This is a genomic window from Streptomyces sp. H39-S7 (genome assembly GCF_027158205.1).
Lineage (GTDB): Bacteria > Actinomycetota > Actinomycetes > Streptomycetales > Streptomycetaceae > Actinacidiphila.
This window is the reverse complement of the sequence record NZ_JAPVLU010000014.1, coordinates 61,180-75,189: the sequence shown is the minus strand read 5'-3', so window position 1 is coordinate 75,189 and position 14,010 is coordinate 61,180. Positions and strand designations below refer to the sequence as shown.

Below are 14,010 nucleotides of genomic sequence, written 5' to 3'. Positions count from 1 at the left end.
GTTCAGTCACTCACGATCACGATCCCAGCGGCTCTTGTAAGGCGAGGGCCGACGGCTTGGAATCCGACGGAGGTTCAATAGAACAGCAGGTCAGAGCACGTATCGGGTCTTCGCCGAGGGATGCGGAGGGCCGCGTGCGTGAGCGGCAGAGGCTGCTTAGGTAGGGGTCTCGCTGTGGACGATGTATCGAATCCATCCCATGGCGGCCAAGTGTGGGTAGGATTTGATACGTGGATCCCTCGGAAGATGCCTCTCGGCTCGGGCTGCGGCTGGCTGCGCTCCCGCCCACGTTCACCACGGCACAGGCTCGTAGGGCGTCCCTGTCGCCGCGGGATCTGGCCGCTCTGGCCCAAGCCGGGGAGATCGACGAGCTCTCGCGGGGTGTCTACCGTCTCGCGACCGCACCGGAGACCGCATACCTGGACCTGCTCGCTGTCTGTGCTCGGGCTCCCCATGCTGTCCTGTGCGGCGAATCAGCTCTCGCTCTTCACGAGCTGATCGACGACATCCCCTCAGCGGTACACATCGCTGTCCCGCGTGGCACGCATCGGCCGGTGATCTCCTATCCGCCTGTTGTGGTCGCTCAGTATGCGGCGGCGACGTTCAGCCTGGGGGTAGAGCAGTTCGAAGCGGCTCCGGGGGAGCCCATCCCTGTGTACGGCGCCGCGCGCAGTGTTGTTGACGCAATGCGCCTGCGGAGCCGCTTCGGGGAGATGCTCGCGCTCTCCGCGCTCGGCCGCTATGTGCGCGGGAGCGGGCGCGAAGGCGTAGGCGAGCTGCAGCGCATCGCGCGCGAACTGGGAGTCCTGTCCGTTGTCCGTCCTGCTGTTGAGGCGGTTCTTGCCTGATGTCGAAGCCGACCCGCGACACCACAGCCGGCCGTGTCTACAACGACCTGCGCAACTTGGCCCGGAGGGAGGGACGGTCCACCGACGAGGTCATGGTCGAGTACGTGCTCGAACGCTTCCTCTACAGGCTGGCGCAATCACCCCTCGGCGGGAAGCACTTCGTACTGAAGGGCGGACTCCTGCTCGCCCAGTTCGGCGCCCGTCGGATGACCCGTGACATCGACATCCTCGCCCGCGCCTTCCCCGGCGATGAAGCCGAGATCGTACGCAGGATCGCTGCGATCGCGGCGTTGGAGTTCGATGACGGTGTCGCATTCGACACAGACACACTCAAGACCGCGCCGATCCGTGAGGAAGACGAGTACCACGGCGTGCGGCTGGCCATGGTTGCCACGATCGCCCGTGCGCGCCTCAAGCTGCAGCTGGATGTCAGCTTCGGCGATCCCGTCACACCGAGTCCTCAGATCATCGAATACCCCCAGCACCTCGCCGCCGACAGCTTCCGGCTGTTCGGCTATCCGATCGCCACAGTCATCGCGGAGAAGCTCTCTACTGCGGTTTCGCTCGGCGACTTCAACACCCGCGACCGCGACTATGCGGACCTCTACCGTCTGATCTCGCTCAACAGTCTCGACGGCGGCGAACTTGGCGCAGCGCTCACAGCCACGGCCGCTCACCGTGGCATTGAACTCCAGTTGCTCAGTGACTCGATCACTGACCTCGGTGAGCGCCGCCAGACGTCCTATGCGGCTTGGCGCCGTCGACAGGGCCCGGCGGCAGCCGGTTACCCGGAGACCTTCGGCGTTGTGGTGGCGCTGGTCACGGCCTTCGCGGATCCTTTGCTCGGCGGCGAAGCCGATGCACGTACCTGGCACGCCGATCGCGGAGCATGGTCATAGACGCGTCGTGAACTATCCAGGCCCGACGCTGGTACTGGCGGCCGTCTCAGGCATGCTCACCCACGCCTTCCCGGCACGCACGACTGCGAATGTCTCCTGCGGTGAGGCTTCGGGCGTCAATGCCAGCTCCGGTATCCGATGCTGTCCTTGCCATACCTGAAGACGTTGCTGGGCCCGCAGCATGTGCCGCGGGCCCAGCGGACGGTGTGATCGGCTGGGTCAGGAAGTGCTGTAGAGGTTGGCGGCTTGTTCGGTGGTGAAGGCGTAGGGGTAGATGCGTGAGTCGCCGATGGTGGCGTTGGCGGGGTTGTAGAGGGTGGTGCTGCTGGTGAGTTGGATGGCGCCGATGGTGAGGCGGCCGGGTGAGTGCCAGGGGGTGGGGTTGGTGGCGGCGCCGGCGTAGTGGCCGTTGACGTAGAGGGTTGAGGCGTGTGTGGTGGCGTCGTAGACACCGGTGAGGTGGGTCCAGGTGCCGGTGGTCGCGGCGCCTGGTGCGGCGTCGGCTGAGGGCGCGGCGTTGGCCATGGTGTCGCCGGTCGGCGTCATGAAGGTCCAGGTCTTGGTGTCAGGGCGGTAGCCGAGGTCGAAGGCCTGGCGTGTGGTGCCGCCCTGGGCGACGAAGTACTGGTCGCCGGTGAGGGTATTGAGTTTGACCCAGGCGGAGATCGTGTAGCTGACCGCGGTGTCCACGGCGCCGAACTGAGAGACCAGCGCCGAGGTGCCGTTGAAGGCGGCGGCGCCGGGGGTGGCGCCGGTGTGGTTGGCGGCCCAGGTGACGATGCCGACGGGGGTGGCGTTGTTACCGCCGGAGGCGTCGTTGGGGGTGCCGTTCAGGAGCCACTGGTTGCTTCGGCTGGTGAAGTACTTGACGGCGGTCTTGGCGGTGCCGTCGGGGGTGACGCCGTCCCAGGTGACGATTTTGCCGTTGCCGGAGGAGGCCCACAGGTCGGGGATGTTGTCGCCGTTGAGGTCGCCGTCCGAACCGACCAGCGGGAATGCGGCGGTGGTGATGCCGCCGCCGATCGCGGTGGCGGGGGATGCGGTAACGCCGGTGACGGAGGTGTAAGCGGTGCCACTGTCGTCGGTGGCTGCGGCTGTGGTCAGGGCGTACTGGAGGATGTCGCCGGCTGTGTGGCCGCCTGCGGTGGTGCGGACCCTGGCCCACAGGGTGGGCTTTCCGGTGGCGAGGGCGTCGCCAGGGATCATGAGGTCGTAGTTGTCCCAGCCGCCCTTCGCCACCAACGTCGGAGCACCGAAGGGAGAGTGTTTGCCGTTGGCGTCATAGGCGCCGGTGCTTGTCTTGGGGTAGAACCACAGGTTGCCGGCTTCGACGGTGAGGATTCCGGTGGCGTCGGTGGTCTTCAGATCCGGGGTGAGGGTGGTGCTCGCGGAGCCGATCGGAGTGATCTGATTGGACAACGCCCACGTGGCGCCCGGCGCCCAGGTGGATCCGGCAGCGAGGCCGGGGCACTGGGTGGTATCGCCGACGCAGTCCGGGCGTGGCAATTGGAAGCTGGCGGCGTTGAACTTGCCGAAGTCAACGCTGTTGTTGGGGTAATAGTAGAGCTTTGTCCCGGCGGTCTTGGTGGGGTCGGTGTCCGGCTTTGTGGGGTTGCCGTCCTGGTGGACGAAGAGGTCGTCGACGGGGGTCCCGGCTGCTGTTGTGCCGCGGTGGGTGATGCGGAAGTTCTTCCAGGTCATGCCGTCGGGTGCCTGGGCGGCTGTAGCAGCTTGGATGGCGGGGATGGAGTTGAAGTTAAGGCCCTGGCTGTAGTTGAGCAGAGCGCCCGTGGAGGGGTCGGGGGCGAGGAGGTCGGGGTGGCCGTCGTTGGTGACGTCGCCGTAGGCGAGCGGGGTCGGGACCCAGGGAACGTAGAACGGGTAGGAGGCGTTCTGGGTGTTACCGGCGTTGTCCTTGACCTCGAGGTAGGCGATGTTGGTGCCCCAGTGGGTCGGGTGTATCCAGACGGCGGGTCCTGTGGGCAGGGCGCTGCCACACTGCCAGGCGGCGTCGGAGAGCGTGGGGTCGAAGCTCCAGCGCATGCAGGCCAGGCCGGAGCCCACTCCTTCGGCGGGGGTGGGATCGGCGGCGGTGAAGGGGATCTGGCCCCAGTCGCCGACGTGCAAAGTCGTGGTCTGGCCGTTTCCGGAGGGCGGGAATGTGTCTCGCGGGTCGTCGACCTGCTGGTCCGAGGTGGGCACGGTGAGGGTCGGCAGGGTTTTGTCCACGCGGAAGTGACAGATCTGGGATGCCGCGGAGGCCAGGATGCCGTCGCTGGAGGAGGCTCCCCAGGCGTAGGAGTGGCCGTCTTTGAAAGCCGTTGAAGGAATGGTGAAGGTGACGGTGTTCGGATTGGGGATGTTGGAGTCGACATAGCCGGTATAGCCCTCGCCGACACGGGTGTTGCCGGGGGTGGCGTCCTCCCAAGCGGTGAAGTAGGCGCGTACCGGCAGGTCGACAGGGCTGGTCACGGTCACCGGCAGCTGAACGCTCTGCCCGTCGTGGGTGCCGAGGAAGGCCCGGTTGGTGGGTGCGGTGGTGGTCTCGCACGGCTGGGTCGTGTTGGTGGAAGCGGTACGGGGAGTGGGGACGGGTGGTTTGACGGTGGGTACGTTCGGGGCTTTGTCGTACTGGATGTACAAGACGGGGTTGTGAGTCAGGTGTTTGAAGCCGTTCGCGTTGGATTCATCGCCGTGCAGGCCGAAGGCGAGGGCGCCGTTGTTGACGTATTTCTGCACGTGGGCGGTGATGACGTAGCCGAAAGGCACGTCGCCGGCGCAGCCGGAGTTGCCGGTTCCGCCGACTTGGTCGGTCAGGCCGAAGGGGGTGTCGCCGCTGTTGTGGTTCGCCCAGGTGTATCCGGCGATGGGGCCAGTGGCGTAGAGGGAGACCGGGTAGGTGTCGCTGCAGGACCACGAGGCGCTAGAGGTCTGGGTGAAGGTCAGCGTGGCGTAGTGGATCGTGGAGTTGGCGATGGCACCGAGGTTGTTGAACTGGTAGTAGGGGCGCTCGGTGTCGTGGGGGCTGCAACTGCCGCCGGCTGAGTAGGTGCCGCAGAGGCCCAGGGCGGGAGAGTTTCCCGTGTTGTGAGTTCCCGTGTGGGCGGATTGGATCCAGGTCCATTCGGGGTTGGTGCCGCTGAATGCGAACCATTCCGGGTCGATGTAGACCGGGTAGTGGGTGCCGGGGCCGCCCAGCACGCCGGGTACGGGGGTGATGGTGACGGTGTCGCCGTCGGCGGTGGTGGGCATGGTGGCGGTCTGCGCGCCAGGCCCGGGACCGTCCGCGGTACTGACTTCCGCCGGGGTCCCGCTCTCGGTGTCTTGTGGGCCGGCGGCCGTGGAGGATTTCGCGGTGGCCTGGGCGCTTGTTGTGGTGCTGGAGTCCCACATCTGCGGTGCGGAGGCGGTGAACTCCTTGGCTCCGCTGGCGGTATCGGTGGCGGTGAGGTTCCCAGCGCTGTCCGCGGTGATGTTGATCCCGGCGCCGGTGGTGGCCAGGTCCAAGGTCTTGAGCGCGGGGTTGGTCGCGGCTGCTGCGGTCTTGACGATGACGACGTGCTTGACGCTGCCCCGCACGGTGACGGTCACCTTCAGGTCCACGTCCGGCAGGACGTTGGCGTACAGCGCGCTGTCGCCTGACAGGGTGGGTGCGGGCAGGGTGAACGGCACGCTGAGCGAGAGCGTTTTGCCGGCGGCGTTGGTCAGGGCGGCGAGCGGGCCATCACCCCCGTGTGACAGACGTACGGGGGTGATGGCGGCCTTGGGCGACAGGCTGCCGTCGGCGTTGGTGTGCAGAGCGGCGTCCACCGGCACCCATGCGCCGGCGATCTTGGCCCGAGTGGGCTGGACGCTGCTGCTGGTGCTGTAGGTGCCGTCCGGATGGACGGATGTCTGCTCGAATTCAGAAGTCAGCGCGTCGATGACCACCGGTTGCCCGGTTTCCCTGGCCTTCGCCTGCGCGGCGGCAGCGGCGGCTTCATCAGGTCCGATGATTGCTGGTTGTTGGTTCTCGGCCGGATCGGCCGGGGTGTCCGCCGAGGCGGCGGGTGCGAGCGTGATCAGTCCGGCTGCCAGGGCGAGGACGAGCGAGGCGACCCCGGTGCGGCGGCGGGGTCTGCCGCGGCGCCAGGGTCTGGGAGAGCCAAGACGGACAGAAGACATGAAGATCCCCGTTCCGGGTCGTACCGGTGGCGCGATGACCGTGGGCACGATGGGCCACACCCGTCACAGCGGTCAAGGCCGTCCCCAACTGGAGCCGAACACTCCTCCAGCGATGTCCCGGTCTGATGCCCCTGTGACATGGGTCACTCGGTAAACGGTGAGTCAAGTGCCGTTCACTCGCGCCACAGCAGGCCCTACGGTCCGTGTCATTCGCGCGCAACTCTGTGCGAACGGGCAAGACCCGAGGGGGAGTTGTGCAGGGTTCGAGCACCGGTGCGCGCGCCAGACGGAAGCTGCGCGGCAGGCATGCACTGCTGGGTTCGGCAAGCGTACTGGCGATCTTTGCAGCTCTCCTCGCGCCTCTGACGCCGGAGGCCCTCGCGGCAGGAAAGGCCCCCGATCCGGGACAGATCTGGTCCCCGCCCAATACTGCGCTGCCGCAGACGCCCTCGGTTCCCGGGCACAACGCTCCCGCTCCCGCGGTGGCCAAACTGCGCTATGCCGTGCCCGGGACTCGGGCGCCCAGCAAGGTCGAACCCGTCCCCTTCAGGAGCATGGCCAGCGTCACTGTCCCCACTGGCCCCGCCGCCAAGGCCACCGCCGGAGCTGTCCGAGCAGGGAATCTGCCCGTCTGGATAGCTCCCTCCAGCACCACGAGGCCGACTGCCAGCAGCACGGGAGCGTCGGTTCGTGTCTCGGTGGCCGATCAGAAGACGATAGCGGCAGCGGGGCTTCCCGGCCTGGCCGTAACGCTCGCCCGCACCGACACAGCCCTCGCCGGGCGAGTCCAGGTCGGCATCGACATCAGCTCCCTGGACGCCGCTTGGGGAGGCGGCTTTGCTCAGCGCTCCCGGTTGGTCCGCATCCCGGCCTGCGCGCTGACCACCCCCACCGTGCCGGCCTGTCGTACACAGACACCGGTGCCGTCCCACTACGACGCCGCCACTCACCGCCTGGTCGCGGACGTCACCCTGCCCACTGCCGCACCAAGCCCGGCCCTGGCCACCACGCCGAAGTCGCCTTCCCTCACTGCCACCCCCGTTGCACAGCAGATCGTGCTCGCGCCGATGAGCAGTCCGGCCGGCTCAGCGGGCACCTTCGCGGCAACCGACCTGGCTCCCAGCGCGAAATGGACCGCCGGATCGTCGAACGGCGGCTTCAGCTACTCCTACCCGATCCAGGTTCCCCCGGCCCTGGGCGGGTCGGCACCGCAGGTGTCGCTGTCCTACGACTCCTCGTCCGTCGACGGGCGGACCTCGTCTACCAACGCCCAGGCGTCATGGATCGGCGACGGCTGGGACTACAAACCGGGCTTCATCGAGCGCTCCTACAAGTCCTGTGACAAGGACGGCCTGCAGTACTCGGGCGATGAGTGCTGGGGCGGCTACAACGCCACCCTGTCCCTGGACGGACACTCCAGCGAACTGGTGCGCGACGACGACAGCGGCGCCTGGCGGCTGAAGGACGACAACGGATCCAAAGTCGACTTCCTCACCGGAGCGAGCAACGACGATTCGCGCGGCGAGTACGTCCGCGTCACCACCACGGCCGGAACGGTTTACTACTTCGGCCTGAACCACCTGCCCGGCGGCGACAAGAGCGACCCGGCCAGCCACTCCGCATGGGCAGTCCCGGTGTACTCACCCAACAGCGGCGACCCGTGTTATGACTCCGCGAAAGGCAAGGGCTCGTGGTGCCAGATGGCCTGGCGCTGGAACCTCGACTACTCCGTCGACGTCCACGGCAACCTCACCACCTACACCTACACCGCAGAGGGCGACAACTACTCCCGCGGTGGTGGCCAGAACAACGGCACCGGAACCCTCACTCCCTACACCCGCGGCGGCGCGCTGCGCTACATCAACTACGGCCAGACGCTGTCCGGGCAGATCGCCGCCAAGGGTGCGGCCAAGGCCGCCGCGACGATTTCCTTCAACCCGGCACCCGAGGGCCGCTGTGACACCACCGGCGGCTTCACCTGCACCGGCGCAACCTTGTCGAAGACGAACGCCGCCCACTGGCCGGACGTGCCCTACGACCAACACTGCGACGCCAACCCCTGCACCAACTACGGCCCCAGCTTCTGGTCCAACCAGCGCCTGAACTCCATTGCCACCCAGGTCATGTCCAACGGCACGCCCAAGCCCGTCGACTCCTACGCACTGACCCAGTCCTACCCGGACCCGAAAGACGGAACGAAGCAGGCACAGTGGCTGGACACGATCCAGCGCACCGGGCTGGACGGACCCACTCTCCCAGCGCTGCAGCCCGTCACCTTCAAACCTGCCATGCTGCCCAACCGCGTCGACGGCATGGACCTGGTCCCCGCACCGCCCATCTACAACCGGGCCCGCATCCAAAGCATCACCACCGAGACCGGCGAAAACATCGTCGTCGACTACAACCTGCCGACCTGCTCCCGGGTCGAACACCGCATGCCCGCCTCGGCCGACCGCAACGCGATGGGCTGCTACAACGTCAAGTGGTACCCGCCGGGAACCGTGTACGGAGCCCCTCCGGCATCCGACTGGTTCAACCGATACACCGTCCATCAGATCACCCAGAACGACCTTGTCGGCGGCTCTCCAGCCAAGATCACCAACTACGACTACGGTGATCCAGCCTGGCACCGCAACGACTCGGAACTGACCGAGAGCACCGACCGCACCTGGGACCAATTCCGCGGCTACGCCTCCGTCACCACCACCACCGGCAGCGGACAGGACGGCCCGGTCACCCAGTCCGTCACCAAATACCTGCAGGGCATGGACGGCGACGCCCTGGCAGCGGGCGGCACCAAAACCGTCACCGTCGACGACTCCCTGGGCGAGCACGTCACCGACGACGACTGGCTTTCCGGACAGGCCCTGGAAACCGACAGCTACGACAAGGCGGGCACCGGCGGCAAGATCACCGCCTACACCGTGCACCGGGCCACAGCCCCTTTCCCCACCGCCACCCACAAGCGAACCGGCCTGACCGGCTTCAACCTGGTCGCACGGTACATCTCCACCAGCGTGGTCGAGACGAAGAGGGGCTTGAAGGCCGACAACACCTGGCGCACCACAGCTACCACCTCCACCACGGACCCCGGCCATGGAAACCGCACGGACAGCGTGCGCACGACAGCCGACGGCCTTCCCGAGCAGTGCGCGCTCACCAAGTACGCCGTCGGCACCAGTGCGCAGATGGTTGGCTTGGTCGCCGAGACCAGGACCATCTCGGGCAGCGGATCGTGCACCGCAATCCCGAGCGCGGCCAACACCGTCTCGTACTCGCGCGTCCTGTATGACGGCCTGGCCTTCCAGAAGGCCGGAGCTCTCGGAGACGCGACATCCGGCCAGACCCTGGACCGCTACGACACCTCAGGCACTCCGGTGTTCGTCACCACGGGCCTGACCAGCTACGACTCCTACGGACGAACGACCTCGGCGACCGACCCCAACACCACGGACGCCCAGCACCTCAGCGGTGCGAAAACCACCACGGTCTACACCTCCGCGAAGAGCGGTGAACTTCCGAACACCATCACGGTGACCGCCCCCGCGCCCGGCAGTACCACCGACTGGAAGACAACCACTACCCAGGACATCGCCCACGGCCTTCCCCTGAGCGTGGTGGACGCGAACGGTAAGACGACCGTCGAGGCATACGACGCGCTCGGACGCTTGAGCAGCGTGTGGCTACCCGGTCGGACAACCAGCGACAGCGCGAACATGACCTTCGCCTACGCGATCAACGGGTCCGCCGGGCCTTCGTCGACGACGACCTCCACGCTCAAGGAGGACGAGACCTACGGCAGGTCGGTACAGATCCTCGACGGGTTCGGGCGCCCACGGCAGACCCAGACCATCCCGGCACTGTCATCGCTCCCCGGGCGCCTGCTCACAGATGTCTTCTACGACTCCCACGGCTGGCCCATTCAGACCCGGGCGCCGTACTACGACGATTCCACCGCCCCCACCGGCAACCGGTTCATTCCCGATGACGAGGTCAACTCCGAGACCAGCACTGTCTATGACGGGCAAGGGCAGGTCATCGCCTCGGTCTTCAGCGCGAAGGGCGTTGAGCAGTGGCGCACCACCACAGCCCGCCCTGGTGTGGACGAGACCGACGTGACACCCCTCAGTGGCGGCACGCCCACCACCACGTTCACGGATGCCCGGGGTTCAACCACCCAGCTATGGCACTACCGCACCCCCGGCGTCACCAGGCACGCCGGCGACGCCGATGTCACCAGCTACACCTACACCCCGGCCGGTAAACCGGAGACGCGCACCGACGCCACGACAAAGAACACCTGGACCTACGGGTACGACCTGCGCGGCCGTCAGATCACCGCGACTGACCCCGACACCGGAGCCACCACCCAGACCTATGACGGCGACGGCCGACTGGCCACCAGCAAGGACGCCCGACAGAAGACCCTGGCTTACAGCTATGACCTGAACGGCCGCAAGACCGGCCTGTACACGGGCAGCGTGACCCCCGCCAACCAGCTCGCCGCCTGGACGTACGACACCGCCGCCAACGGCAAGGGCCAGCCTGCTGGCTCCATCCGCTACGTCGGCGGCGCGACCGGCACGGCCTACAACACCGCGATCCTCGGCTATGACAACGGCTATCGCCCCACAGGTACCACGCTGACCATTCCCGGATCAGAGGTCGGCCAGACCACGCCGTTCACGTACACCAACAAGACCCACTACGACCCGATCACCGGGAAGATCAGCGCCATCGATGTTCCCTCCATCGGTGGTTCGAGCGCTGAGACACTGGCGAGCTACTACGACGTCAACGGCCCGCTCATTCTGACCAGTGGACAGATCACTTACGACCTGCAGACCAACTACGACGCCTTCGGACGTCCGATCCGCACCACCCTGAACCCGTGGGGTACCCAGGTCGTCGCCACCACCAACTACGACGCGGCCACGGGACGGGCGGTGTCGAACTTCATCGACAAGCAGACCTCCACCACCGGCGCGGTCGACCAGTACACCTACACGTACAACCCGGCCGGCCAGGCCACGTCCGTCAGTGACATCCAGAACAACACCCCGGCCAAGACTGACCTGCAGTGCTTCACCTACGACAGTCTCGGCCGCCTTACGACGGCCTGGACTGACACCGGCGGCACCACCACCCAGCCTCAGCCGTCCGTACCTGGCATCGGCGGCTGTACCCACACCGCTCCCACCAGCAGCGGCACCACCACCGTCGGCGGCCCCGCCCCGTACTGGACCAGCTACGGCTACGACCCCACCGGCAACCGCACCGCACTCACCCAGCACAACACCGCCGGTATCACTGCCAACGACGTCACCACCACCCAGACCTTCGCCCCAGCCGGCCAGATGAACCAGCCCACCACCGCGGTCGGCACCGGAGGCGGCACCGGCGGCCCCCACAGCCTCGCCGCAACAACGAGCACCGGCCCCAACAACCCGGGCACCTCGGCCTACCAATACGACGCGGTGGGCAACACCACCAAGGTCACCACAGCCGGCGCCAGCACCACCCTGACCTGGAACGGCGAGGACAAACTCGACTCCCTCGTCAACAGCGCGGGCACCACCACCTACCTGTACGACGCCGACGGCAACCAACTCATCCGCCGCGACCCAGGCAAGACCACCCTCAACCTGGGCGGCGACGAACTCACCTACACCACCGCCACCAAAACTCTGGCCAACACCCGCTACTACCCCCAGCCCAACGGCCTGACCATCGTCCGCCAGGGCACGACCCGCACCATCCAGGTCAGCGACGGTCACGGCACCGCCACCCTCGCCCTCGACGCCACCACCCTCGCCGAATCCCGCCGCCCCCTCGACCCCTTCGGCAACCCCCGCGGCACCCAACCCGCCACCTGGACCGGAGACAAGGGCTTCGTCGGTGGCACCCAAGACCCCACTACCGGCCTCACCAACCTCGGCGCCCGCGAATACCAACCCGCCACAGGTCGCTTCCTCAACCCCGACCCCCTCCTCGACGCCGCAAACCCCCAGCAATGGAACGGCTACGCCTACGCCAACAACAACCCCGTCAATCTCTCCGATCCCTCTGGCCTGTGCCCCGTGGACCTGTGCGGCGGCGGCGAAGGCAAGGGGGGTGCTACCCACGGCGAAGTCACTCCTGTCGACCCCTCCAGCTCCGTGTATCAACCGCTCCCAAGCCTGCCCCTTGATACGGACAAGCACGGCAGAGTCACAGTCAGCGGAACAAACGCCCGCATGGTATTTCCCCACGTATTCGTCCCTGCCGACTGGAAAGGTGGCGACGAATTCGAAAGAAGGTTCAATGATTTTTATGAAAATGGCAGAATAGGATCAAATCCAGATTCAATGATGGATGCGGCAAATCCTATTGTTGCGGCGCAGATCGCTCTCTGGAAGTTCAAAATCTGCGGAGAGATGGGAAATTGCCCGAAGAGCGTCTTCTCGGTGCTGACCATGATGGCGATGGCGCCGATGGCAATTGGCGGAAGATCCGGAACGCTCGAATACTTGGGAATGAACCCAAGGGGAATGAAAGGGCTTGTGGGCGAAGGTCCTTGCCATAGCTTCGTTGCCAACACGGAAGTTGAAATGGCGGATGGGATCCACAAGAGTATCCAGGATGTGAAACCGGGCGAGCAGGTCCTCGCCACCGACCCCGATACTGGAAAGACCGAAGCTAGGCCTGTCGTCGCAGATATCATCACCGACCACGACAAGGATTTCACGGAACTTACGATCAAGGATGGTGGAGCGCCGGCCACGATCATTGCGACGGACACCCACCCCTTCTGGGTGGCCGACAAGGGCAGCTGGGTCGACGCCGGCAACCTCGTGCAGGGCATGACGCTGCGCACCAAAGATGGTTCATCCGTCCCGGTGGTGGCAGTCCGTCATTTCCGCAAGGCGCAGCGGACATACGACCTCACTGTCGAATCCATACACACGTACTATGTATTGGCCGGGTCGACGCCCGTCCTGGTCCACAATACGGGTGGCTGCGGGCCCGTTGCTAATAGCAAGCCTGAAGATCTCACCTTCGAACAGCTCGCGGCAGAGTTTGACGGGGTGACCAGAATCACCTCGGGAACGCCAGAGTTCACGCAGGCGGTTGCGGACGGTGGAAGCTACCTATGGACGGTGGGTGAGGGTGGTGATCTCAATATGGTGCGTGCTTTGCCGGGTATACATCACACCATTGCTTCTGGAGGAGATCCGGTAATGGCTGCTGGGCAGGTGACATTTGGAAGTAGTGGTCGCGTGACATCATTCGACAACCTCACTGGCCACTACACGCCGACGCCTGAATGTTCCTGCGTGTTTAACCAGAGAGGCGTTGATGCGTTTGCGAGTGCAGGGGTTAGGGTTCCATTGTCAGCAATCAGAGACTACGGCGGAATGGCTCCTTGATGGGAATTCGCGAAGACTTTCGACAGATTCAGCAACTCTCGCACGAACAGCTTGCTTCCTGGCTCGATGCTCGGTTTCCTGCGTCAGCACCTGTGCAGTGGTGGGGGGCAATATTTGAGGAGATCGAACCTGGTGGGAATCAATTTCGTGATATCCCAACTGGCCGGAGGCGAGATATTTTCGGACTAGGTGGCCAATTGATTGGAGTGGCCAGCGAGCGAGGAGAGGTTTCGCCCGCCTTGGCGGCCTATTGGTTTCTTCGTCTTTCGGCCCTAGCGCTGAAATCTAGTCCGAAGATCGCCGGGTTGCCTGAGCTGATTACTCCAGAAGGGGCAGCCAAATGGGCGCTCAGTATTATGCCGATATCCCGCGAGGAGGTAGTGGAGTATGCAGAAGAGCGTGCCGCTGCCCATCAACGTGCCGATGATGGCTTCTATGCCCCAGTGGGCGTAGGGGCGCCGCTCTGGGAGGAACCTGACCCGCATATCAGCAAGCTGCAAGATGTTGAGCGAATTCTATCCGCGCTCGAATGGGTGGAGAATTCACTCGTGGATGAGGAACTTCATGCCGAGGTTGAGGCGTGGTTGAGTATCAGACCCCGGCTGTAATGAACATTGCGTGCCATGGTTGGCTAGTGTTTTCGGATGGTGAGATCAATTCCGAGATCAGCACCGTCTTTGGCTGGCAGGG

The 14,010-nt window shown here is 65.4% G+C and carries 5 protein-coding genes; 4 read left to right on the top strand and 1 reads right to left on the bottom strand.

The window, feature by feature from the left end; all coding sequences use genetic code 11:
* The first annotated feature begins 230 nt into the window (after positions 1-230).
* The gene (locus tag O3X23_RS15615) at positions 231-848 is read left to right on the top strand and encodes a type IV toxin-antitoxin system AbiEi family antitoxin domain-containing protein (RefSeq protein WP_269271976.1); all 618 of its coding nucleotides are present in this window, start codon (positions 231-233) and stop codon (positions 846-848) included.
* Positions 848-1,747 (top strand): nucleotidyl transferase AbiEii/AbiGii toxin family protein, encoded by a 900-nt coding sequence (locus O3X23_RS15610; protein ID WP_269271975.1) that lies wholly within the window; start codon positions 848-850, stop codon positions 1,745-1,747. The genes O3X23_RS15615 and O3X23_RS15610 overlap by 1 nt, the downstream gene beginning before the upstream one ends.
* Before the next feature lie 219 nt (positions 1,748-1,966).
* Here the strand turns inward: O3X23_RS15610 and O3X23_RS15605 are convergent, their stop codons facing one another.
* On the bottom strand, positions 1,967-5,911 hold the full coding sequence (locus O3X23_RS15605; RefSeq protein WP_269271974.1) for a LamG domain-containing protein: 3,945 nt from the start codon (positions 5,909-5,911) through the stop codon (positions 1,967-1,969).
* 698 nt (positions 5,912-6,609) lie between these two features.
* Here O3X23_RS15605 and O3X23_RS15600 point away from each other — a divergent pair.
* Positions 6,610-13,320 carry a polymorphic toxin-type HINT domain-containing protein gene (locus O3X23_RS15600; protein ID WP_269271973.1) on the top strand — a complete coding sequence of 2,237 codons (6,711 nt, stop codon included), beginning with the start codon at positions 6,610-6,612 and terminating at the stop codon, positions 13,318-13,320.
* The gene (locus tag O3X23_RS15595; protein ID WP_269271972.1) at positions 13,320-13,928 is read left to right on the top strand and encodes a hypothetical protein; all 609 of its coding nucleotides are present in this window, start codon (positions 13,320-13,322) and stop codon (positions 13,926-13,928) included. Before O3X23_RS15600 ends, O3X23_RS15595 begins: the two co-directional genes overlap by 1 nt.
* The last annotated feature ends 82 nt before the right edge of the window (positions 13,929-14,010 follow it).

Bases quoted from the DNA above. Each gene is read 5' to 3' on its own strand.
- O3X23_RS15610 (WP_269271975.1), top strand. From the start codon at position 848: ATGTCGAAGCCGACCCGCGACACCACAGCCGGCCGTGTCTACAACGAC.
- O3X23_RS15605 (WP_269271974.1), bottom strand. From the start codon at position 5,911: ATGTCTTCTGTCCGTCTTGGCTCTCCCAGACCCTGGCGCCGCGGCAGA.
- O3X23_RS15595 (WP_269271972.1), top strand. From the start codon at position 13,320: ATGGGAATTCGCGAAGACTTTCGACAGATTCAGCAACTCTCGCACGAA.